General features: G+C 60.2%; 19 protein-coding genes and 2 pseudogenes. 14 read left to right on the top strand and 7 right to left on the bottom strand.

The window, feature by feature from the left end; genetic code table 11:
* Positions 1 to 221: 221 nt before the first annotated feature.
* From WDN46_25325 to WDN46_25315, 3 genes are all read left to right on the top strand, one after another.
* Entirely contained in the window at positions 222 to 755 is a 534-nt protein-coding gene (locus WDN46_25325) for a methylated-DNA--[protein]-cysteine S-methyltransferase (GenBank protein MEJ0096605.1), read from the top strand.
* 221 nt (positions 756 to 976) lie between these two features.
* Positions 977 to 2,155, top strand: coding sequence for a helix-turn-helix domain-containing protein (locus WDN46_25320; protein ID MEJ0096604.1), 1,179 nt, complete (start codon positions 977 to 979; stop codon positions 2,153 to 2,155).
* Between the two features lie 92 nt (positions 2,156 to 2,247).
* The gene (locus WDN46_25315; GenBank protein MEJ0096603.1) at positions 2,248 to 2,760 is read left to right on the top strand and encodes an MOSC domain-containing protein; all 513 of its coding nucleotides are present in this window, start codon (positions 2,248 to 2,250) and stop codon (positions 2,758 to 2,760) included.
* A gap of 440 nt (positions 2,761 to 3,200) precedes the next feature.
* Here the strand turns inward: WDN46_25315 and WDN46_25310 are convergent.
* Positions 3,201 to 3,967, bottom strand: a pseudogene (locus tag WDN46_25310) (IS5 family transposase).
* Positions 3,968 to 4,081: 114 nt separating this feature from the next.
* On the opposite strand from WDN46_25310, the gene WDN46_25305 reads away from it, so the two are divergent.
* Positions 4,082 to 4,882, top strand: a complete 801-nt coding sequence (locus WDN46_25305) for a 2Fe-2S iron-sulfur cluster-binding protein (GenBank protein ID MEJ0096602.1) — start codon at positions 4,082 to 4,084, stop codon at positions 4,880 to 4,882.
* 92 nt (positions 4,883 to 4,974) lie between these two features.
* On the opposite strand, the gene WDN46_25300 is transcribed toward WDN46_25305, so the two are convergent.
* A complete protein-coding gene (locus WDN46_25300; GenBank protein MEJ0096601.1) occupies positions 4,975 to 5,361 on the bottom strand; it encodes a Rid family hydrolase in 387 nt (128 codons plus the stop codon).
* 261 nt (positions 5,362 to 5,622) lie between these two features.
* On the opposite strand from WDN46_25300, the gene WDN46_25295 reads away from it, so the two are divergent.
* Entirely contained in the window at positions 5,623 to 6,516 is an 894-nt protein-coding gene (locus WDN46_25295; GenBank protein MEJ0096600.1) for a dihydrodipicolinate synthase family protein, read from the top strand.
* A 54-nt stretch (positions 6,517 to 6,570) separates the two neighbouring features.
* Here the strand turns inward: WDN46_25295 and galE are convergent, their stop codons facing one another.
* On the bottom strand, positions 6,571 to 7,557 hold the full coding sequence (galE, locus tag WDN46_25290) for a UDP-glucose 4-epimerase GalE (protein ID MEJ0096599.1): 987 nt from the start codon (positions 7,555 to 7,557) through the stop codon (positions 6,571 to 6,573).
* A 42-nt stretch (positions 7,558 to 7,599) separates the two neighbouring features.
* Between galE and WDN46_25285 the strand changes: the two genes are divergently transcribed.
* Positions 7,600 to 7,818 carry a hypothetical protein gene (locus WDN46_25285; protein ID MEJ0096598.1) on the top strand — a complete coding sequence of 73 codons (219 nt, stop codon included), beginning with the start codon at positions 7,600 to 7,602 and terminating at the stop codon, positions 7,816 to 7,818.
* On the opposite strand, the pseudogene WDN46_25280 reads toward WDN46_25285, so the two are convergent.
* Together WDN46_25280 and WDN46_25275 are read right to left on the bottom strand one after the other, a co-directional pair.
* Positions 7,786 to 7,949: pseudogene (locus tag WDN46_25280) on the bottom strand (EAL domain-containing protein). The gene WDN46_25285 and the pseudogene WDN46_25280 overlap by 33 nt on opposite strands.
* An 11-nt stretch (positions 7,950 to 7,960) precedes the next feature.
* On the bottom strand, positions 7,961 to 9,763 hold the full coding sequence (locus WDN46_25275) for a glucan ABC transporter ATP-binding protein/ permease (protein ID MEJ0096597.1): 1,803 nt from the start codon (positions 9,761 to 9,763) through the stop codon (positions 7,961 to 7,963).
* Between the two features lie 192 nt (positions 9,764 to 9,955).
* Between WDN46_25275 and WDN46_25270 the strand changes: the two genes are divergently transcribed.
* The 3 genes from WDN46_25270 (at position 9,956) to WDN46_25260 (ending at position 13,471) form a co-directional block, all read left to right on the top strand.
* Positions 9,956 to 10,999 carry an RluA family pseudouridine synthase gene (locus tag WDN46_25270; GenBank protein ID MEJ0096596.1) on the top strand — a complete coding sequence of 348 codons (1,044 nt, stop codon included), beginning with the start codon at positions 9,956 to 9,958 and terminating at the stop codon, positions 10,997 to 10,999.
* Between the two features lie 350 nt (positions 11,000 to 11,349).
* Positions 11,350 to 12,261 (top strand): RNA polymerase sigma factor RpoH, encoded by a 912-nt coding sequence (gene rpoH / locus WDN46_25265; protein ID MEJ0096595.1) that lies wholly within the window; start codon positions 11,350 to 11,352, stop codon positions 12,259 to 12,261.
* A 463-nt stretch (positions 12,262 to 12,724) separates the two neighbouring features.
* Positions 12,725 to 13,471, top strand: coding sequence for a YebC/PmpR family DNA-binding transcriptional regulator (locus WDN46_25260; GenBank protein MEJ0096594.1), 747 nt, complete (start codon positions 12,725 to 12,727; stop codon positions 13,469 to 13,471).
* Between the two features lie 65 nt (positions 13,472 to 13,536).
* Here the strand turns inward: WDN46_25260 and WDN46_25255 are convergent, their stop codons facing one another.
* Positions 13,537 to 14,643, bottom strand: coding sequence for a hypothetical protein (locus WDN46_25255; protein MEJ0096593.1), 1,107 nt, complete (start codon positions 14,641 to 14,643; stop codon positions 13,537 to 13,539).
* Between the two features lie 276 nt (positions 14,644 to 14,919).
* Positions 14,920 to 15,087: a hypothetical protein gene (locus WDN46_25250; protein MEJ0096592.1), complete on the bottom strand. Its 168-nt coding sequence runs from the start codon at positions 15,085 to 15,087 to the stop codon at positions 14,920 to 14,922.
* A gap of 206 nt (positions 15,088 to 15,293) precedes the next feature.
* On the opposite strand from WDN46_25250, the gene WDN46_25245 reads away from it, so the two are divergent.
* The 5 genes from WDN46_25245 (at position 15,294) to WDN46_25225 (ending at position 21,506) form a co-directional block, all read left to right on the top strand.
* Entirely contained in the window at positions 15,294 to 16,823 is a 1,530-nt protein-coding gene (locus tag WDN46_25245) for a circularly permuted type 2 ATP-grasp protein (protein ID MEJ0096591.1), read from the top strand.
* A gap of 104 nt (positions 16,824 to 16,927) precedes the next feature.
* A complete protein-coding gene (locus WDN46_25240; GenBank protein MEJ0096590.1) occupies positions 16,928 to 17,935 on the top strand; it encodes an alpha-E domain-containing protein in 1,008 nt (335 codons plus the stop codon).
* A gap of 393 nt (positions 17,936 to 18,328) precedes the next feature.
* On the top strand, positions 18,329 to 19,129 hold the full coding sequence (rimP, locus tag WDN46_25235; protein ID MEJ0096589.1) for a ribosome maturation factor RimP: 801 nt from the start codon (positions 18,329 to 18,331) through the stop codon (positions 19,127 to 19,129).
* Positions 19,130 to 19,139: 10 nt separating this feature from the next.
* Complete coding sequence (gene nusA / locus WDN46_25230; protein ID MEJ0096588.1) at positions 19,140 to 20,735, top strand: transcription termination factor NusA; 1,596 nt, start codon at positions 19,140 to 19,142, stop codon at positions 20,733 to 20,735.
* Positions 20,736 to 20,840: 105 nt separating this feature from the next.
* Positions 20,841 to 21,506, top strand: coding sequence for an RNA-binding protein (locus WDN46_25225; GenBank protein MEJ0096587.1), 666 nt, complete (start codon positions 20,841 to 20,843; stop codon positions 21,504 to 21,506).
* Positions 21,507 to 21,601: the final 95 nt, after the last annotated feature.

Genomic DNA, 21,601 nt, shown 5'->3' with positions numbered 1-21,601 from the left:
ACCGTGGTCGGCAAGGCTACGGTATTCCACTGACAAGCTCCCCGCGAACTATCGAGGCTTTTTTACTATCACCGCCGTCGCCATAATGCTCAGATGAATGGCCACTACGGCCTAGCTTCGGGCTCAGAAAGCGAACATAAATTCTTTACCTTCCTGACAAGGAGCAAACGCGTCTTCGCCCGACTGCCCATGCTAAAGTTTAGAGACGTGAGGAACCGGATATGAGCAATGTGCGGCAAGGCATGCAGAAGGACTACTTCTATAAGATGGTTAAGTCGCCGGTCGGCGAATTGAAGCTGGTCGCGTCTAATGACGGATTGGCGGCAATTCTTTGGGAGAACGATAATCCGCAGAGAGTTCGCCTAAACATCGTCGGAGAAGACCAAGAACATCCGATTCTGCTCGAAGCCGAGCGCCAGCTAGAGGAATATTTTGGCGGCCTGCGGCGGGCGTTTGACCTTAAGCTTGATTTTGCCGGGACAGAATTTCAAAAGAAGGTCTGGCGGGCGCTGCTCACAGTGCCGTTCGGCGAGACGCGATCGTACGTGCAAATCGCAAGGCAAATTGGTAATCCCAGCGCCGTTAGAGCAGTCGGAGCGGCGAATGGAAAGAACCCGATCTCCGTAATCGCCCCTTGCCATCGGGTGCTTGGATCGAGTGGCGAGCTCACCGGATTTGCCGGCGGTCTTGAGGCGAAAGCACATTTGCTCAGTCTCGAAGGAACAGAGACCAAGCCCATCAAGAAAACCGCGTAAAATTGTCTCAAACGCTCTCTTGGGATCGGAATGCAGCGCGCAATGGCGCGCTCGACGGCCAGTTCATCGTGGGACTGATGACGACTGGCATATATAGCCTGCCATCGTGCCCGACCCGTTTCGGCAAATCAGAAGAACTTCAACTGTTCGCGGCGAAGGCCGCAGGTCTCCGCGCGTGCAAAATTTGTCGCCCCGATCGGTTTTACCAAGGCGATGGGGATTTGGTCCTTTTCCAGCGGATGATGGATCGCGTTTCGAGCTCGCCTCGAGCGATTGAAAGCTCGTTCGCTCTGGCGAGAGAATTTGACGTTGCGCCGTCGAAACTGGACGATCTCTTTGGCGACCACGCTCACCTCACGCCTGGAGAATGGCTGCGGCGGATGCGCATACGCAGCTCCGCGCGCGACCTGCTTAATGCCGAGTTGGAAATTGCAGACGTCGGCGAGAGCTTGGGCTTCGCAGATAGCTCAGCTTTCCAACAGGAGTTTCTCGGGCGCATGCGAATGAGCCCTGGCGACTATCGCGCGCTGAATGCGTCGCGTGGATTCTCCTTGGTCCTTCCGGCGGGATACCGAGCGGATGAAATCCTCGCCTATCACGCCAGAGATCCGCAAAGTCAGAGCGAACGCAGCGAAGACAACCGCATCTGGAAGGCGCTCGCCACTCCTGACGGAGCAGCGATCCTGGAGCTGACGCTGGGCGACGGCCAAGCCGCGGTCCGCTTCCATTCGGATGCGAAGATTGGCCGCAAGAGCATGGCAGGCTTGCATGCAGCCGCTCTTCGCATCCTTGGGCTTGAGAACGATGTGAGTGAATTTGAACGCAGTCACGCCGCCTTCGCGCGGCCGAGACGGGGGCTGCGTGTTGCGCTTCTTCCGACCAGTTTCGACGCATTGTGTTGGGCGATTATTGGACAGCAAATAAATCTTCGATTTGCAAGCGCCTTGCGACGCGAAATGATCGCGCTCGCGGGCGAAAGGATCGCGCATATGCGCGCCCATCCGACGCCGGAGGCGGTGGCGAACCTCGACGCATCGGAGTTGCTCTCTCGTCGCTATTCCCGGTCAAAAGCGCGCTATCTTATCGACGCCGCGCGGGCAGCGGCGACCGGCGCTCTCGACATTGAAAATTTGACAAATACTTCCGCCATCGCCGCAGAGATGGCGCTTGTCGCCCAACGCGGCATTGGTCTCTGGACAGCTCGCTACGTCCTTATGCGCAGCGGTTTCGCAGATGCCGCGCCGGTTGGCGATAGCGGGCTCGCCGCCGCATTGCAGCGGTTGCATGACCTTCCCGAAAGACCGAACGCTGACCAAACCGCGCGTCTGATGAGCCGGTTCGCGCCACATCGAGGACTTGCGAGCGGCCATCTTTGGGCGAGCTTGAAAGATGCCGTATAAGGATCATGCGTAAGCCGCTGGGCGCGGCTCTCATCGGCGGAGCCTTAGCCGCCCCGCATTCAAGATAGACGTTTCATCAGGAGCGCCGCGACATGGGTATCGTCGTCTCTGTGAATGTTGGGTTGCCGCGTGAGGTGGAATGGCGCGGAAAAACCGTCCGCACAGCGGTCTGGAAGCAGCCGGTGCAGGGGCGTGTTTTCGCTGGGCGGCTCAATCTCGTTGGCGACGGCCAGGCCGATCTTGCCGGCCACGGCGGCGAGCAACGCGCGCTCATGGTCTATCAGCTCGAATCCTACCGCTACTGGGCGGCCTATCTCCGGCGAGAGGATTTTGTCTATGGGAACTTCGGAGAGAACCTCACAGTCGATGGCCTGGCCGACGCCGAGGTCTGTATTGGAGACCGGTTTCGCATTGGCGGCGGCGTCTTCGAGGTCAGCCAGCCGCGCGTCACCTGTTACAGGGTTGGCATCCGTCTCGACCATCCAGAAATGCCGACCCTCCTCGTATCCCACCGGCGGCCGGGCTTCTATTTTCGGGTGATCGAGGAGGGTGAAGTCGGGCCGGAGACCGGATCGAAAAGATCTCGGACGGCCCAGAGCGCATGACCGTCGCCGACATCGACGCGCTTCTCTACAGCGCTGAGCATCCGATCGAAGCGCTCCGCCGCGCGGCGCGGATTCCCGCCCTGAGCCCTGGCTGGCAAAGCTCGATGAAATCACTGCTTGTCGCGGCCGGGGAAGGCGGCCGCACGGGGAACGCCGGGCTGACGCAAGCGCCGCCGGCTCCGCTCTCGTGGAGCGGCTTTCGCTGCGTGAATGTGATCGCCTCGAGCCGGGAGAACGCCGACGTGCGGTCTTTCGAACTCGGCGCCAAGGATGGAACGCCGCTGCCGCCGTCGCTTCCTGGGCAACATATCGTCGTCAGGCTGCGTCCGAACCCGGACGCGCCGCCCGTCGCTCGGAACTATTCTCTCTGCGGCGCTCTCAATGGCGGGACATATCTAATCGCCGTCAAGAACGAAGGGGGGCTAGGCAGTAGTGACGAATTACCTGAGCATGATAGCAATAGCGGCGAGCAATACGAAGCCTCGGTAGTTTGCGAGGAGCTTGTCGTATCGGGTTGCGACGCGCCGGAACTGCTTCAGTTTATTGAAGAAACGCTCGACGAGATTGCGCTCCTTGTAGAGCGCCTTGTCGTAGGGGAGCGGCGCGCGGCGATTGGATTTTGATGGGATCACCGGCTCAGCCTCACGCATAAGAACAGCCTTGCGCAAGTGATTGGCGTCATAACCTTTATCGGCGATGATCGCATCGGCCGCAAAGCCTTCGATCAGGGCGTGCGCTTTTGTGATGTCGTTGCGCTGCCCAGGTCCGAGAAGGAGCCGAACGGGGTTGCCGAGTGCGTCTGTCGCGGCGTGGATTTTGGTGCTCAAACCACCGCGAGAGCGGCCCAGGCCTTGGGCATCCGCCCCCCTTTGGCGATCCTTGCGCCGGCCGCGTGCTGATGGGCGCGCACGATTGTTGAGTCGATCATCAGCCATTCGAGATCGGCCTCGGCGGTGAATGCCTCAAGAAATCCGTCCAAGGCGCCGCGCTCGATCCAGCGATAGTAGCGGCGTTTCACCGCCTGATGGTCGCCGAAGCGTTCGGGCAGATCGCGCCAGCGGCCGCCCGAGCGGGCCATCCATAACAGCGCGTCGACGAAGCGTCGATTGTCGCAGCGCGGCCCGCGCTGGCCGGCTCTTCCGCCTGGCACAAGATCACAAAGCCGCTCCCATTGATCGTCTCGCAGCGCATCGACATCCCGAATCATCAAGGCTGATCTCCAAAAATCAGCCTTGAATCATGGAAAGATCCTCGCGAGAATCCCTCAAACGCCGAATTCGTCACCACGGCCTAGCGAGCGAGCGGCTTTCTCCACGCGCACATTCGGGTCGGAGACAGCCTGGAGGTCAGCGCGCCGCGGGGCTCGCTCACGCTCGTTCCGGGGACGACGCCCCTCGTTCTGCTCAGCGCCGGCGTGGGGGTCACGCCAATGCTCGGCATGTTGTACGGAGCGGCGGCGGCAGACGACGCGGCGCCGCGCGAAGTCTGGTGGCTTCATTCCGCTCGCGACAGGGAGCACCACTCCTTTGCAGCCTTAGCCCGCACCATGGTCAGGGCGCTCAAGCGCGGCCATCTCTGCACCATCTATAGTCGCCCCGGCCCCGACGACCGGCTTGGCGACGACTACGACAGGGAGGGCCATCTGTCCCTGCCGATGTTGCAGGAGATCAGCGTTCCGCGGGACGCCGAGTTCTATCTCTGCGGGCCTGCCCGGCTTCTTGAAGATCTCCAAGCGGGTCTGAAGGCATGGGGCGTCGAAGCATCCCGCATTCATGTCGAGATCTTCGGGCCGGCCGCCTCGCTCACTCCAGGCGTCGTCGGCGCGAGCGATCTGGCTCCGCACTTGCCCGACGGCCCACAAGGCTCAGGTCCGGTGGTGACGTTTGCGAGAAGCGGCCTTGCCGTCAATTGGGACCCGCGCTTCAACAGTCTGCTGGAGCTGGCTGAGGCGTGCTCCGTTCCCGTCAGATGGTCTTGCCGCAGCGGGGTGTGCCACAACTGTGAAAGCGGGCTGATCGACGGTCAGCTGCGTTACGCGCCGTCGCCCCTCGATCCGCCCGCCGAGGGCAATGTCCTCATCTGTTGCGCAACCCCGACATCCGCGATCGAGCTTGATCTGTGAAATTGGCGCACGGTCCGGGGCTCGGGTCGCGTCCGCGCTAGCCTTCGGCATGCGTCTCATTTATTTCGGGGCCACGTGGTCCGACCGCCGCCTCATTTGGCGGCCGCTATGATTTCGATCTCTACGAGGATATCCGGTTTGACCATTTGGCTGACTACCTGAAGCATGAATGCGGGTCTTACGTCGCCCAGCATCTCGCCTCGGACTTTCGCGTAAGTAGGAATGTCCTGCGCGTTGGTCAACGAGGTGGTGACTTTCACTAAATCCGCCGTGGTCATCTGCGCTTTCTCAAGGGCTGCTAGGAGATATCCCCACGCCAAACGCGTTTGGGCCTCGATCCCCTTTGGAAACTTACCGTCTTCCGACACTCCCGGGGTCCCGGAGGTGTGAAGCCATCTCAATCCAGGCGCTGTTTCAATGGCGTCGCTGTATTGGCCGATGTGCTTCGCAGCGCCGACGTTATGAATTTTGTGGCTCATGTTAGGCTCTCCTCTATAGCGTTGGGCTATTTTGAGACCGAAAATCTGTGAGCGGCCTGATGTCGTTGTCGAGGATGGGAAAAACGTGGGAAATCGGTATACCCCCGTTCCCTCCCTCGCGCATAGCGACCGCGGCCCATCCACGATCCATGCCTATCCGCATCGGCGAGGAAGACGAGCAAAGCGTTGTGAATTTCGCATCTATATGCCGCGCCGCATTTGTTATATCGAGGTGACGTCTCGTAACAACGAAAGTTCGCGATGCCGTCATTTCAAGGTCTTTCCGCATTTCCGATCACTCCGGCCGACGCCCATGGCCGGGTCGATGCGGCTTCTTTGCGGGGGTTGCTCTCGCGGCTGACGGCTGCGGGCGTAGATTCGATCGGGTTGCTCGGCAGTACGGGGAGCTATCCCTATTTATCTCGGGCGGAACGCCGCCGCGCCATCGAAATTGCGCTCGACCAAATCGGCGACGCAACGCCTGTTCTGGCGGGGATCGGCGCATTACGTACGGACGACGCTGTGGAGTTGGCAAGGGATGCAAAGGCCGCTGGGGCCGCTGGCGGTCTTCTGGCCCCAGTTTCCTACACGCCGGTGAACGACGATGAAGTATTCGAGCATTTTGCTGCGGTAGCGGGCGCAACTGACTTGCCCCTTTGCATCTACAACAATCCCGGCACGACCCACTTCACGTTCAGCGCCGGACTGATCGGGCGACTGAGTAAACTGCCTCATCTGCGCGCCGTGAAGAACCCTGCGCCCGAGGCCGATGCGGTTGCAGCCCATTTGAATGGTCTGCGCGCAGTCACGCCGGACAATTTTTCGCTCGGCTACAGCATGGACTGGCGCGCGGCGGAGGCTTTGATCGCGGGCGGCGACGCTTGGTACAGTGTCCTGGCGGGCTTGTTTCCCGAGCCTTGCATGCGGATCGTGCGCGCCGCTCGGCGCGGCGATGCGGCGGAGGCGCGGCGGCTGAACGCCGAGTTGCAGCCGCTGTGGGACCTATTCGTGGAGCATAGCAGCCTGCGCGTCATTTATGCGGCCGCGCGGCTAAGCGGCCTCTGCCACACAGAACCACCGCGCCCCATCCTGCCGTTGCCTGACGCCGTTCAGCGCCGCATCGCCGACGCCCTGGATAGCCTCGGCCTGCGCTGACTACTTTCGGAGGCCGCTAGAGGGCGCGAAATCGCGCCGCGTGCGGCCCCCTTTTCACCCAAGCTTGCTCTGTAAATGGCGCTCCCAGTCGAGCGCTTGCTGGACGATCTCGGTGAGCTGGTCGTGGCGCGGCGTCCAACCAAGCTCGGTTTTGATGCGATCCGCGCCAGCGACGAGCGAAGCCGGATCGCCTGCGCGCCGCCCCTTGAGGCGGACGTCGAAATCGACCTTTGACACCTTCTTTACGACATCGATGACCTCGAGCACCGAGAGCCCGCGCCCGTAGCCGCAATTCAAGGTCAGGCTGTCGCCGCCGGCGCGCAGATGACGCAGCGCCAGAAGATGGGCGTCGACGAGATCGGTCACCTGAATGTAATCGCGGATGCAGGACCCGTCCGGGGTGGGATAATCCGTTCCAAACACGTCGAGGCCCGCGCGCTGGCCGAGCGCTGCCTGCACTGCGACCTTGATGAGATGGGTTGCGACCGGCGAGGATTGGCCTAGACGTCCCTTGGGATCAGCGCCGGCCACATTGAAATAACGCAGCGCGGCGAAGCGCAGTCCGTGCGCGGTGGCGACATCCTGGAGCATCCATTCGACCATCAGCTTGGAGCGCCCGTAGGGATTGATCGGCGTCAGCGGAGCCGTCTCGAGCACGGGGTTTACGGAGGGTTCGCCGTAAACTGCGGCCGTCGATGAGAAGATGAAATGCTGGACCTTGTTGCGCACGGCGCATTCGAGAAGGTTGCGAGCCTTGGCGGCGTTATTGAGATAATAGGCGAGAGGGTCCGTAACCGACTGAGGCACCACGATCTTTGCGGCGAAATGCGCAATGGCGTCGACGCCATATTCTTTGATCAGGGAATCGATGAGGGCGACGTCGCCAAGGTCTCCGACGATGAATTTCGCCGCCAATGGGACGGCCCAGGCGAACCCGGTCGAAAGATCATCAAGCACCACGACGCTTTCGCCGGCATCGAGCAGCGCAAGCGCCATATGCCCGCCGATATAACCGGCCCCGCCGGTAACCAGAACCGTCATGGCTTTAATCCCATTCGAGGCCACCCTCCATTCGGACGCCGCGTGATCGACCAAGCTATGCGCAGATCCTTAAGCGACCCGATCACGCCCAACAAACTTCTTCAAGTCTTTCGAGGCGTCTCGGCGCTGTTCCCCGAACGATTTTTACGAGGAGCGCACATTGCTTCGGCCGTTTACCAGAACTCAGGCGGTGATGGGCATATGAAGACCGTTGCCGAGCGCGATGATGGCGCGAACGATGGCGGCGGACTGTTGATGTGAATCGACGCCCTGACAAAGGGACGATCGATCTTGATTTTGTCGAATGGAAACGACTGTAGCGACAGCAGCGAAGAATAGCCTGTGCCGAAATCGTCCATTGCGATTTTCACGCCCAGCAATTTCAGCTTGCGTGGATCAAAACCTACACGAACCGGCTTTCGCTGGCGTCCGCCGTTTTGCGCGGCTTTGCTTCCTCGATCACCATGAACTGCGCCCGCGCCAGGGCGGCGAAGCGGCCATTCTTGGCGACCAGTTCGTCAAAGCTTCCCGACTCGACGATTTCGCCGTGATCAAACACGAAAATGCGGTCAGCGGCGCGAATGGTCGCCAGCCGATGCGCGATGACGAAGGTGGTGCGGCCTCCCATCGCTTTTTCGAGCGCCTTTTGCAGTTGGCGTTCGGTGGCCGCATCGAGAGCGGCGGTCGCTTCGTCAAAAATCATGATCGGCGGATCTTTGAGTAGCGCGCGGGCAATCGAAACGCGTTGGCGCTCGCCCCCCGACAGGGACCGGCCGCGCTCGCCGACAATGGTTGCGAGCCCCTCGCTCTGGCGCGCGACGAATTCATCGGCCTGCGCCAGTTCGAGCGCGGCGCCGATCTCGGCCTCTGTCGCATCGGAGCGTCCGACCCGCAGATTTTCCTCGATCGAGCGGGCGAACAGCATGGGCTCCTGGAAAACCACGCCGATATTGCGCCGTAGCGACGCCAGGGTCATGTCGCGGATATCGATGCCGTCGATGAGGATCTTGCCTTCGGTCGGATCAAAGACGCGATGCAACAGGCCGAGCGTCGTCGACTTGCCCGATCCCGTCGCGCCGACAAGCGCCACGGTCTGCCCCGGCTCGACCTCGAAAGCCACATCGGAGACGGCATTGCGCCTGCGGTCATAAGAGAAAGTCACGTGGTCGAATGCGACCTTGCCTTTTAGACGGCCGGGATCGACGGCGAATGGATTGTCGGCAACTTGCGGAACGGTGTCGAGGACATCAAAAAAGTCCTTCAATTTTGGCGCCTGCATGAAGAGGTTGTTCACGAAGCCGACGACCTGCTCGAGCCGAGCGATCAGCATCGCCGCGAAATTCATGAAGGTGACGATTTCGCCGACCGTCGCGAGGCCTTTCAGATTTAGCCACGCTCCGAGCAAAAAAATCGAAAGCAGCGTCAAGGTAGCCGAAGCTCGCGCGCCGACGGCGGCGATCGCCCACCATGTCAACACGGGCATCTGCGCGGCGAGGACCGCGTCGGTGATGCGGCGCAGCGTCTTGGCCTCGCTCTCGATGCGGGTGAAGCTCTGGATCACCGAGACATTTCCGAAAGCGTCGGAGACATGCTCGGCGAGCGCGCTATTATGGCGCTCGACCTTCTGCTGCAACGATTCAGTGCGGCGCAGGACAAAGGCGGTGAGGAAGCCGAACGCGAAAACGAGCACGATAAGCATGCTTGCGAGGCGCCAGTTCAGCACCAGCGATAAAGGCAAAAGAATCAACAGAGCCGCGAGAGAGGCGCAATTCTCGCGGAAAAACGATAGCCAGAGGGCGGCCATTCCGCCGGCGCCTTCTAGCATGACTTTCAGCAGCCGGCCGGAATGCGCGCTGCTATGAAAGCTCAGGGGAAGATGCAGGACATGCTCAAAGAAATTCGCCATCACCGCCAGTCGGCGCCGATGGGCGAGGCGATCGGCCTGCAAGGCGACGGCGACGGCGAGCGGTATGGAGGCGAGACCAAAACCTACCCAGGCGGCGAGCAGCGGCTGTAAGTCCGCAAAACTCAAAACTCCGCTGGCGGCCTTGGCGCCGGTCAATTTATCGATGACGCGTCCAAACAGGACAGGCTCGGCGAATTGCGCTATTGCGAGGGCGAGGTTTGCAAAGGCGAGGAAAATCGCAAGATGTTTTTCGCGGCCGAGGAGCCTCAAGACGCGCAGATAAACGGATACAATCGACATTGGGCGCTCGCGGCGTCCTCGTCCTTGATTGAGGAAGATGCGCTGACGCCAGTTCTCCTATAGAGGATTCGGGCGCATGTGGCGAGATCGCCGCCTCCATGCGATAGGCATGCGTTGGCGCGATAGACATGTGTCGGCGGCGCGGCGCTTCCCATATCGATGATTGGATGGCGGTTTTTGGCGCAGAGATATTTGGCGCGGAAGGATTCCGAGAAGGAGCCAACAATACTGGAGGCAAATCAGATCAATGGCTCCAGCTTCGCCTATCAAGTCGGACCCGAGCGGGGCGGCGAAAGGCTGGACCGATATCTCGCCAGCGAGGCTTTGGCCGCGGGCGCAAACCTTTCGCGCACAAGGCTGAAAGGCCTGATTGAGGCCGGTCGCGTGCTCATCGATGGCGCGATCGTCACGGACGCGAGCGTTGCCGTGCGCAGCGGCCAGATCATTGGCCTCGAGGTTCCCCCGCCCGAGGACGCTGCGCCTGCGGGCGAGGCTATTCCGCTCGTCGTGGTTTATGAGGACGAGCATCTGCTCGTCGTTGACAAACCGGCGGGGCTCGTCGTCCATCCGGCGGCCGGGCATGAAGCGGGAACGCTCGTCAATGCGCTGATCGCTCATTGCGGCGAGAGCCTGTCCGGCATAGGCGGGGTCCGGCGTCCCGGCATCGTGCACCGGCTCGACAAGGACACCTCCGGCCTCCTCGTAGTGGCGAAGACCGACGCCGCGCACCAAAATCTCGCCAAAGCCTTCGCCGATCACGGCAAAACGCTCCCGCTCATGCGGGAATATCTGGCGTTCGTCTGGGGCGTGCCGGCTCGGTCCGCGGGCGTCGTCGACGCGCCGCTGGGGCGGCACGCGTTCGATCGCGAAAAAATCGCGGTTCTTCCGGGGCGCGGGCGTCACGCCGTGACCCATTGGCGGATCGTTGAAAGTTTTGGCGCCGAGGCGTGCCTGATCGCTTGCCGGCTGGAGACCGGGCGCACTCATCAGATCAGAGTGCATATGGCCCATATTGGGCATCCGGTTCTCGGCGATCCCGTTTACGCGCGGGGATTTAAGAGCAAAGCGATGCGGCTTTCGGCCGCAGGACAGGCGGCCTTGAAAGCATTGTCTCGCCAAGCTTTGCATGCCGCCGTTCTGGGGTTTCCACATCCTGTGACGGGGGCAGCGATGCATTTCGAAAGCGCCCCGCCGCCGGATATGCGCGACCTGCACGCAGCTTTGGCGGAGCATTGAGCCCGGGCAGCCTAACGCAGGGAAATTGGCGTCATTTGTCGCATCAGCCAACTTATTGAATTGCCGGTAACGCTTAAGTTCCGTCCTTTTTATTTTGAGTTCGATGAAACTCGGGAGCGCCTCCGCGCGTAATCGTCGTTGAAGAGTGCGTGCGGGCGCCGGGATCGCACGCGTTTGTGAGGTACGCGCCTCCAATCAAGCTAAGGTTGCTAACTTGTAATGCGGCGCAACATGGCCACCCCCTTTCGGCCATGGTAGAGGGATCTTATATTCAGACATCGCATGGTTGACTCATCGGAGTGATCATGCATGGGCCCGCTGGCGAGGGGGCCCGACGGGAGGTGGAAATTATGAGTGCTGCGCTGCCGATGATCTCGGGCGAGAGTGGGCTTGCTCGCTACCTGAATGAAATCAGACGGTTCCCCATGCTGGAGCCGCAAGAGGAATACATGCTGGCCAAATGCTGGCGCGAGCATGCCGATCCTGACTCCGCCCATAAGCTCGTCACGTCGCATCTCCGGCTCGTCGCTAAAATCGCGATGGGATATCGGGGCTATGGGCTGCCGATCAGCGAAGTCGTGTCGGAAGGCAATGTCGGCTTGATGCAGGCCGTCAAGCGGTTCGAGCCCGATAAAGGGTTTCGTCTCGCGACCTATGCGATGTGGTGGATTCGCGCCTCGATCCAAGAGTACATCTTGCGATCCTGGTCGCTTGTCAAAATGGGAACGACGGCGAGCCAGAAAAAGCTGTTTTTCAACCTGCGCAAGGTAAAGAGCCAAATCTCGGCGCTGGAAGAGGGCGATCTCAAGCCTGACCATGTCACGACTATCGCTCACCGCCTCGGCGTGTCCGAGCAGGATGTCGTCGATATGAATCGCCGCATGTCGGGCGACGCTTCGCTCAACGCGCCGTTGCGCGAAGAGGGCGAAGGCGAATGGCAGGATTGGCTCGTCGACGATAGCGCCACGCAGGAGAACTTGCTGGCCGATCGCGAAGAGGCTGATAACCGCCTTGGCGCCTTGCATAATGCGCTTGGCGTTCTGAACGACCGCGAGCGTCGCATTTTTGAGGCGCGCCGCTTGGCCGATGACCCAATGACGCTGGAGGCTCTCTCCGACGAATTCGATATTTCGCGCGAACGCGTGCGTCAGATCGAGGTTCGCGCCTTCGAAAAAGTGCAATCCGCGGTCAAGGCCGGCGTGGCCCGCTTGGAAATGCAGACGCGGCAGGCGCAAATCGCCAGCTCAGCCGCGTCAGTTTAATCACGCGACACAGAGTCTGACTACATAGATGGAGAGCATGATCGCCTGAAGCGGTCATGCTCTCTGTTTTTGATTCACCGCATCGGCAGGCAATTTGGGAATTTCCATATCTGAAATTGTGGCTCGAGACGATCGCCGCGCGGTCGGCGATCTGCCGCGCCTGCGCGAAAAGACATCGATCAACACGGCTCCAAGCGGCGGCAGCGAGGAATAGGTGAAAATACTGTTCGAGCAGTCAGTTGCTAGCATCTAGCTGAGCATTTCCGAAAAGCCGCAGAGCTTTTTCGCGCGATAATTACTGAACCGTCAGGCGGTCTACCTTGATGGGGCGGCTCGCCCCGGTCTAGGGAGCTTTGCCCGCCGCTTGGCGGCGCTGACTTTATTTCCCCCGCATCCCGGATTATATCCATTCCCTCGCAGGGCGCGGAGCGCGCGCTGCGGTGACGGAACAGGCGGGATAGGAATGGCCGGACATAGTCAGTTTAAAAATATAATGCACAAGAAGGGCAAGCAGGACGCGATTCGCTCCAAGGTCTTTTCCAAGCTCGCCAGAGAAATAACCGTCGCCGCCAAACTCGGTTTGCCCGATCCCGCGATGAACGCCCGGCTGCGCGCCGCAGTCACGGCCGCGCGCGCGGAGAACATGCCAAAAGACAATATCGAACGCGCCATCAAGAAAGCTTCCGGCGCCGATGGCGAGAATTATGATGAAGTGCGTTACGAGGGCTATGCGCCGGGCGGCGTTGCCGTCATCATTGAAGCGCTAACCGACAATCGCAACCGCACGGCGGGCGACGTGCGCTCCTATTTCACCAAAGCGGGCGGCGCGCTGGCTGAGACCGGCGCGGTGTCGTTCATGTTTGATCATGTGGGGCTCATTGAGTTTCCCGCCAAAGTCGCGTCGGAGGACGCAATTATGGAGGCCGCGATCGAGGCTGGGGCGGAAGACATCCAGTCGGACGAGGACGTCCATGAGATCATCACCGCGCTCGAAAGTCTCCGCGACGTGGCGCAGGTGCTGGAGTCGAAGTTCGGCGAGCCGCGCAAAGCGAGTTTGATCTGGAGGCCGCAAAACACGATCGCCGTCGACGACGAAGCGGGCGAGAAAGTATTGCGCCTCGTCGGCCTCCTTGAAGACAATGACGACGTTCAGAATGTTTATGCCAATTTCGAAGTATCTGATGCGCTCGTCGCCAAGCTCGGCGGCTAAAAGGATCGGGCGAGGCCTGCGCCTTTAACTACTCTTGATCGCCGGAACTCTACGACATCCAAGAATCATGCGCGCGTCGGGCGCGCTGGCGGCGTGCGTTTCTCCCCGGCGCGCGCAGCGGGCTTGGCATCGGTTGGTTTGTCGCGGCCGTCTTGATGGGCGGCGGCGGGCTCCAACGCGAGGCCTGCGCTGCCTTTCGCCATGCGAATGATCGCGGCCCCGATCTCATTGATGTTCTGACGTAAAATCGCGTTTTCTTCACGTTCGGCCGAGAGCGGCGTTGCGTCTCGCATGGCGTTGAGGCGCCGCAATCCGGTCATTTCCCGCGCGAGGCTCTCAGCATCCGTTCGCGCCGCGTCGAGTTCCTTTTGGGCCGCGGCTTTTTCCGCACGGAGGCGGTCGGTTTTTTCAACCATCCGGCGTTCGATGGCGCGCGAGGTCTCGATGAGTCGCTTGCGCCGCCGGAGTAATTCGACCTCTCGCATTTCGGCGCCTTTGAGGGCTTCTTCTCGATCGGCAAGCCTCATCGCCGTGGCTTTAAGGGTTGCAACATCAGCGTCGCGTTCGAGGCCAAGCGATGAAAGCTCAAGCCGCAACCGCGCGATTTCGTCCGCCTCGCGCGCAAGCTTTCCTTTTTGCTGCGCGACCTGCTCCTCAAAAGCAGTCAGGCTTATGCTTTGCATATTGGCGTGGGTCTGCAGGGCTGCGAGACTGTCTCGCAACCGCTGAAGGTCGGCGTCTTTCCGTTCGACGAGACCGATCTGCCCATAAAGCGCGCTCGAGGTTGCGGCGAGCTGCCCGGCCGCATCCGCCAGAGCGCGCTCGGACGCGGACAAAGCCGCGCCTTGTTCGGCGTGGCGGCGGCTGAGCTCGATTAATTCGTCGTCTTTTCCAACAACCGCAGCCGTCCGGCGGCCAAGTTCAGCCATGTCGGCGGCGCGGAGCCGATTGAGGGAGGCTTCTTTTTGTTCAAAGCGCCGCCGATCGATGGCGAATTCCGCGCGGAGGAGGTCACGCTCCGCCAGAATTTCGCGCGTCGACAAGGGGACCAGCATTTCGAGCCGGCGCGTCGACAGCCGGAGGGCGCGATGCCAAAACGCCGGGGCGATCACGAGAGCGATCAGCCCTGCGATCATAAATCCGAGCGCGAATATCATCGCCTGTTCGATCAAACCAGCACGTTCAGCCCAGCGTCAGAGACGAAAACGATAAGATATTGCTCTAAATAATAACAAAACAAAGTCGATGCGGAAAAGAAACATTTCGCCGCAAATGCGAGCTTTAATGTGGCTGCGAACGATCTGCGCGCAGCACGGGCCCCGCCAAGCGACTGCGTCCTGGAAGCGCGCTTTTTTTGAAACGCCTGGCGATTTGACTAAGCGGGGCAAAAAATGGCCGCGAGATTTTTCGGTCTTTATGGAGCTGCGCTTCAAAATCCAGCGAAGTGCTCAAGTCGTAAGCAGCGGACGAAGCAGCATCCAGCGGTCGCCGGCAACGGAATTTTGTGCGTTTCCATTGAAAATTTGCGGTTGCGCGAGGCTTAAGCCCAGCATTATCGCCGAAAAGCGCCCTAGCTTCAGGTCGATTGGGGCGGCGGGTTTTTGAATTCCTTCCATGACGGAAAAGGATTAGGAATGATTGGAGATATGTGGTCATCAGCGCTGCGAACCGCGGTGCAGCGAAATTGCGGATTTTCGATAAAAATTGGACATTGAAACAAAGAGATAGGGAGTGCGATCGCTTCGGTTGAAGCAATCATGCTCCAACGACGGCCTTTGGTACGCAAAATGCTTTGCTGTCTTTGGCGCGGTCCGCGAGCCGGATGATTCTCAACAAGGAGCGAAAGCGATTGGGAGACGGGCGCTGTTTCGACGAAATGACTTTGGCGGACGGAGAGATCCGCCGCGTCTACGGCAAAATCGCCCGGTGGCTTGCGACGACGCCGAGCGACCATCTCGCCTCGCGCAGCGCCCAGGCGGAACTGCTGTTTCGCCGCATGGGCATCACCTTCGCGGTCTATGGCGAAAAAGACGCTGGCGAGCGTTTGATCCCTTTCGACATTATTCCGCGCGTTATGCTGCGGTCGGAATGGGCTCGCCTCGAGGCCGGCCTCGTGCAGCGGGTCAACGCCATCAATCTGTTTCTGGCTGACGTTTACGGCGGTCAGGAGATCATCAAAGCCGGCCGGATTCCAGCCGAACTTGTTTTGGGCAACGCGGAGTTCCGGCCCGAAATGGTGGGGCATCCGGTCCCGCATAATATTTACGTGCAGATTGCCGGAATTGACGTCGTACGCACTGGCGAGGACGATTTCTACGTCCTTGAGGACAATGTGCGCACGCCATCAGGCGTCTCCTACATGCTGGAGAATCGCGAAGTGATGATGCGGCTCATGCCGGATCTTTTCGCCGAGCATCGGGTCGCCCCGGTTGAGAATTACCCCGATGCGCTTCTCGCCGCGCTGCGCTCCGTCGCGCCGGACGCCGCAAAAGGGGAGCGGACCATCGCGCTTTTGACGCCTGGCCGCTTCAATTCCGCCTATTACGAACATTCGTTCCTCGCCGATAAGCTCGGCGTCGAACTTGTCGAAGGCCGCGATCTCTTCGTCGCGGACGATAAAGTTTATATGCGCACGACCGAAGGGGCGAAGCAGATCGACGTGCTCTATCGCCGCATCGACGATCAGTTTCTTGATCCCGAGGCGTTCAGAGCCGATTCCGTCCTTGGCGTCGCCGGACTGATGCGGGCCTATCGGGCCGGCAATGTGACCCTCGCCAATGCGGTGGGCACGGGCGTTGGGGACGATAAAGCGATCTACACCTACATGCCGGAAATCATCGATTTCTACCTCGGCGAGAAGGCGCTTTTGAAAAACGTCCCGACATGGCGTTGCCGCGAGCCGGAGGCTCTACGCTATGTCCTCGCCAATCTCGCCGATCTGGTGGTCAAGGAAGTCAACGGGTCGGGCGGCTATGGCATGCTCGTTGGGCCCCATGCGACGAAGGCGGCGCGCGAGCTTTTCGCCGCCAAGCTCGCCAAAGATCCGAGCAATTTCATTGCTCAGCCAACGCTCGCCCTTTCGACCACTCCGACCTTTTTCGAGGCCGGCGTCGCGCCGCGGCATGTTGATTTGCGGCCCTTTGTCTTGACGGGAGCGAATGGCGTTCGCGTCATGCCGGGTGGTCTCACGCGGGTCGCCTTGATCGAAAACTCGCTTGTCGTCAATTCTAGCCAGGGTGGCGGCACCAAGGATACCTGGATTGTCGACGATTCGATTTTTGAGGAATCAGCGCTTTTTCAGCGGCAAAACCAAAGCCAGCACAATTATCGAAGCGCCGTCAAAACCTATTGATTTTACGGGAGAGTTTTGCCCCGTCATTGCGAACAACGGCTCGCGCCCCCCTCTTGGCGAAGCTGTTGATAATTGGCCCGAGGGCGCATCAGAAGAAGCAGAGAATGCTTTCTCGCACCGCTGACAATCTGTACTGGCTCGCCCGCTATGTCGAACGCGCCGATTTCCTCGCCCGAATCGTCGAGGCGACGCAACGTCTTGCGGCATTGCCGACGAATTATTCCGGGACCGGCACCGAATGGGAGAGCGCGCTCGAATCATCGGGGGCTGCTGCGGGATTCCACGAGACCCGTGGCGCCGCCGAAGAGGCGAGCGTCGTCGAATATCTCACCTTCGCCGCCGACAATCCGTCGTCAATCCGCAATTGCATCGAATTGGCCCGCGCTAATGCGCGGGCGGTGCGAACGGCGCTGACAGTTGAAATGTGGGATGCGATCAACAGCGCCTGGATCGAACTCAAGCGCTTCGAAGCGGACAACAGATCCCGCGGCTACGATCGTCGCGAGCTATCGAAATTCCTCGAATTTGTGAAGAAAACCTCGCTTGATTACGATGGCTGCTCCCACCGCACCATGTTGCGGAATGACGCCTTCTGGTTTTCGCGCCTTGGACTTTACATCGAGCGGGCGGATAACACCGCGCGCATCCTCGACGTGAAATATCATGTGCTGTTACCGGAGAACGAAGCGGTCGGCGGCTCGCTCGACTATTTTCAATGGACCGCGATTCTACGCGCCGTCTCTGCGCTCACCGCCTATCACTGGGTCTATCGGGAAAACGTCAAGCCCTGGCTGATTGCCGATCTCCTCATTTTGAAACTCGAAATGCCGAGTTCGCTGATCGCCTGTTACGACAATATCGTCCGCTTTCTCGACGCCATCGGGCGGGCCTATGGCCGCACGGGTCCCGCGCAACGCCAGGCGCATAATGTGATGCACCGGCTGGAAGAGGCCACGACCAATGAGATTTTCAAGATGGGGCTGCACGAATTCATCACGGCCTTCGTGCGCGACAATGATCGTTTGGGCCAGACGATCACGGAGCAATACCTTGTGTATGACAGCGCCTCGGCCCCGATGGCCGCCCCCAAATCCTTGATTGGAAGCGCTTGACTTGATCCATCGATGAAGACGCGCAAATGCTCGTCGAACCTTCGTCAGCTTCAGCCCTGAACCGACGGCCCTATTATCGATTTGTTTCGACGCATGAGCTGATCCGAAAGCTGCGACTTTTCGCGATCATGCTGTAGCCATCCTTTCGGACATGCCGCTTGCGCAGGCGGCGCGAATTGACTATATTGCGAATATTCATCTTTCTCATAGCGATTGTCTTATTCGCATAATCGCCTTATTGAGAGTGGGCCCATCCGGACCCGCTCTTTTTTATTGCCGTCGATCTGCGGTTCAGGGTCGCTCTTAACGCTGGGAAACCGGCTATATCGACAGGATTGGAATCAGTCTCGGTTGGATCACGACAGCACGATCTCAGCAGAAGAGTCGCGGATATTGCTCGACGAAGCGCGTTTCGTCGCGGAAAGCGGGGTTGGCGCACGGGTCGCCCATGTCGTCCAGCCGGTTCTGGCCGATCTTGGCTATCGTCTGGTCAGGGTCAAGATTTCAGCGCAGGACGGCATGACCGTGCAGATCATGACGGAGCGACCCGACGGCTCGATGAGCGTCAATGACTGCGAAATCGTCAGCGCGGCCTTATCGCCTGTCCTTGATGTCGAGGATCCGGTGCAGCAAGCCTATCGCCTCGAGATTTCTTCGCCGGGGATCGACCGGCCGTTAGTCCGAGCGTCCGATTTTGCCCGCGCTCTTGGGCGGGAGGCGCGGATCGAAATGCGTGCGGCCGTCGATGGCCGCAAGCGGTTTCGCGGCCTCATTGGCTCCGTCGAGGGAGAGGGCGCCGAGTCTTGCGTAAAATTCGAGCGCCTCGACGCCGGACCGGATGAGGCTGTCGAGATCGCGCTGATTCTACGCGATATCGCCGAGGCGAGGCTCATTTTGACCGATGCGCTGATCCGTGGGTCTTTGCGCGCGGCCAAGGCGACGCTGGACGAAGAGAAGGATGAGGAAGGCGAAGGCGACGAGGAGGGACCGGACGCAGGCGTCGCTCCGGATGCGGATGAGGCGCAACCTCAGCGTGGTCCCGGCCGTTTCGCCCTGCGCAACGCGGCCAAGGCCAAACCGCTGTTGCCAGCCGGGATAAGATCGGAATTCAAGCAGACCAAATCGGGCAAGCCGCAAGACACAGCGCGCCAGGGTCGGACGCGCCCTTTGCCGGCGCGTCCGTCATCGAAATAGGAGAGATAAAATGGCCGTCAGCGCCAATAGGCTCGAACTTCTGCAGATTGCCGACGCCGTCGCGCGGGAAAAGTCGATCGACCGGCAGATCGTCCTGACCTCCATGGAGGACGCGATCCAGAAGGCGGCGCGCTCCCGCTATGGCCAGGAGACGGAAGTTCGCGCCGAGATCAATCCCAAAACCGGGGAAATCCGGTTTTCGCGTCTGCTTCTCGTCGTCGACCAGATCGAAAACGACGCCATCCACATCACGGTGAGCGAGGCGCGCAAGAAAAATCCTGCGGCGCAGGTCGGCGATTGGATCGCTGAAACCTTGCCGCCGTTCGATTTCGGGCGGATCGCCGCGCAGTCGGCCAAACAGGTGATCGTGCAGAAGGTCCGCGAAGCGGAGCGCGACCGGCAATATCAGGAATACAAGGATCGGATCGGCGATATCGTCAACGGCGTCGTCAAACGGGTCGAATATGGCAATGTGATCATTGACCTTGGCCGCGGCGAAGCGACAATCCGGCGCGATGAGATGATCCCGCGCGAAATGTTTCGCCCCGGTGATCGCGCGCGGGCCTATGTTTATGATGTGCGCCGCGAACAGCGCGGACCGCAGATTTTCCTGTCGCGCACGCATCCGCAGTTTATGGCCAAGCTGTTCCAGCAGGAAGTGCCGGAAATTTACGACAATGTCATCGAGGTGAAGTCGGTCGCGCGCGACCCTGGCTCCCGCGCGAAAATCGCGGTGATTTCGCGCGACGCCTCGATCGATCCGGTCGGCGCCTGCGTCGGCATGCGAGGCTCTCGCGTGCAGGCGGTCGTCAATGAATTGCAGGGCGAGAAGATTGACATCATCCCCTGGTCGCCGGACGCCGCCACATTCATCGTCAATGCGCTGCAGCCGGCGGAAGTCGTCAAGGTTGTGCTGGACGAGGATTCCGCGCGTATTGAAGTTGTGGTGCCCGATGACCAATTATCTTTAGCGATTGGACGGCGCGGCCAGAATGTGCGGCTCGCCTCGCAGCTTACCGGATGGGACATCGATATTCTCACCGAGGCTGAAGAATCCGAGCGCCGTCAAAAAGAATTCGTCGAACGCACCAATATATTCATGAATGCGCTCGACGTTGACGAGGTTGTTGGTCAATTGCTCGCCTCGGAAGGGTTCCGCTCGGTCGAGGAGCTGGCTTTTGTCGAGCCTGCGGAATTGGCGACGATCGAGGGGTTTGACGAAGACACCGCCGCGGAGATTCAGGCGCGCGCGCATGATTATCTCGCCAAGCTCGAGGCCGAGCAGGACGCTCGGCGGCTGGAGCTTGGGGTGTCGGATGAGCTGAAGCAGGTCGCCGGCGTCACGACCGCGATGCTCGTCAAATTCGGCGAGAACGACGTCAAAACGGTCGAGGATCTCGCCGGCTGCGCGACGGACGATCTTGTCGGCTGGAGCGAGCGCAAGGATGGCGAGACCATCAAAAATGCTGGTTTCCTCGACGGATTCGAGATTACGCGCGAGGAGGCCGAGACCATGATCATGACCGCGCGCGTGCATGCGGGCTGGATCGACGCCGTTCCCGAGCCGGTGGCTGAAGATTCTCTCGAGCACGAGCTCGGAAGTTAGACGATCGTTTCAAGGTGAAGCGGTTATGCGTTTCATCTCTTTGTTTTGACGCATGATTTTATTGGGAAGGCCGGGCTTTCCGAAAATCGCGCTCAAGGAGCATCTATGCTGGCGATGGCCGAGCCGACTGACGCGGAGAACGGACCGGAGCGAACCTGCATCGTCACGCGGACGAAAGGCTCGCCGCAGGACATGATTCGTTTTGTCGTTGGACCGGGCGCCGTCGTCGTCCCGGACATCCGGGCGAAATTGCCCGGGCGTGGCGTTTGGGTGACGGCGAGCGGTCGCCGAGTCGCCGAGGCGGTCAAACGTCAGGCTTTTGCGCGGGGATTTAAGGCGAAAGTGGTCGCGTCGGAGGGGTTGGCGGCGGAGATCGAAGCGCTTTTGATGCAGGATTGTCTCCAGGCCTTGTCGATCGTCAATAAGGCGGGGCAGGTAGTGACGGGGTTCGGCAAGGTTGAGGAAACAATCGCGGGAGCCGCTGTCGCCGGCCTCGTCCATGCTTCCGATGGCGGCGCTGACGGCGTTCGCAAGCTCGGGCAAAGCTTGCGGCGACGCTTTGGCGACGCCGCGGCGCGGCCGCGCATAGAACTGTTTCGATCGGATCAATTGGATTTGGCGTTAGGGCGGGCTAATGTGATACATGCAGCTCTGCTCTCAGGTTCGGCGAGCGAAGCTTTCATCGGACGTTGCCGCAAATTGGCGATGTACCGCGCGGAACAACCCGAAGCCGGGACGCCGAATCTGCCGTTTGAGTCGGAAGCGGATTGAATTTGGAGTGTAGAGCTGGTTCATGTCTCAAAGAGCCATGAAAGAGCGCTAGGTTTTGGCTATGCATTTTCTGGCGCAAGGCGGGAGCCGCTCGG

It is taken from the genome of Methylocella sp. (assembly GCA_037200525.1).
Taxonomy (GTDB): domain Bacteria; phylum Pseudomonadota; class Alphaproteobacteria; order Rhizobiales; family Beijerinckiaceae; genus Methylocapsa.
Note: the sequence above shows the minus strand (reverse complement) of the source record. Positions and strands in the feature narration are given on the sequence as shown.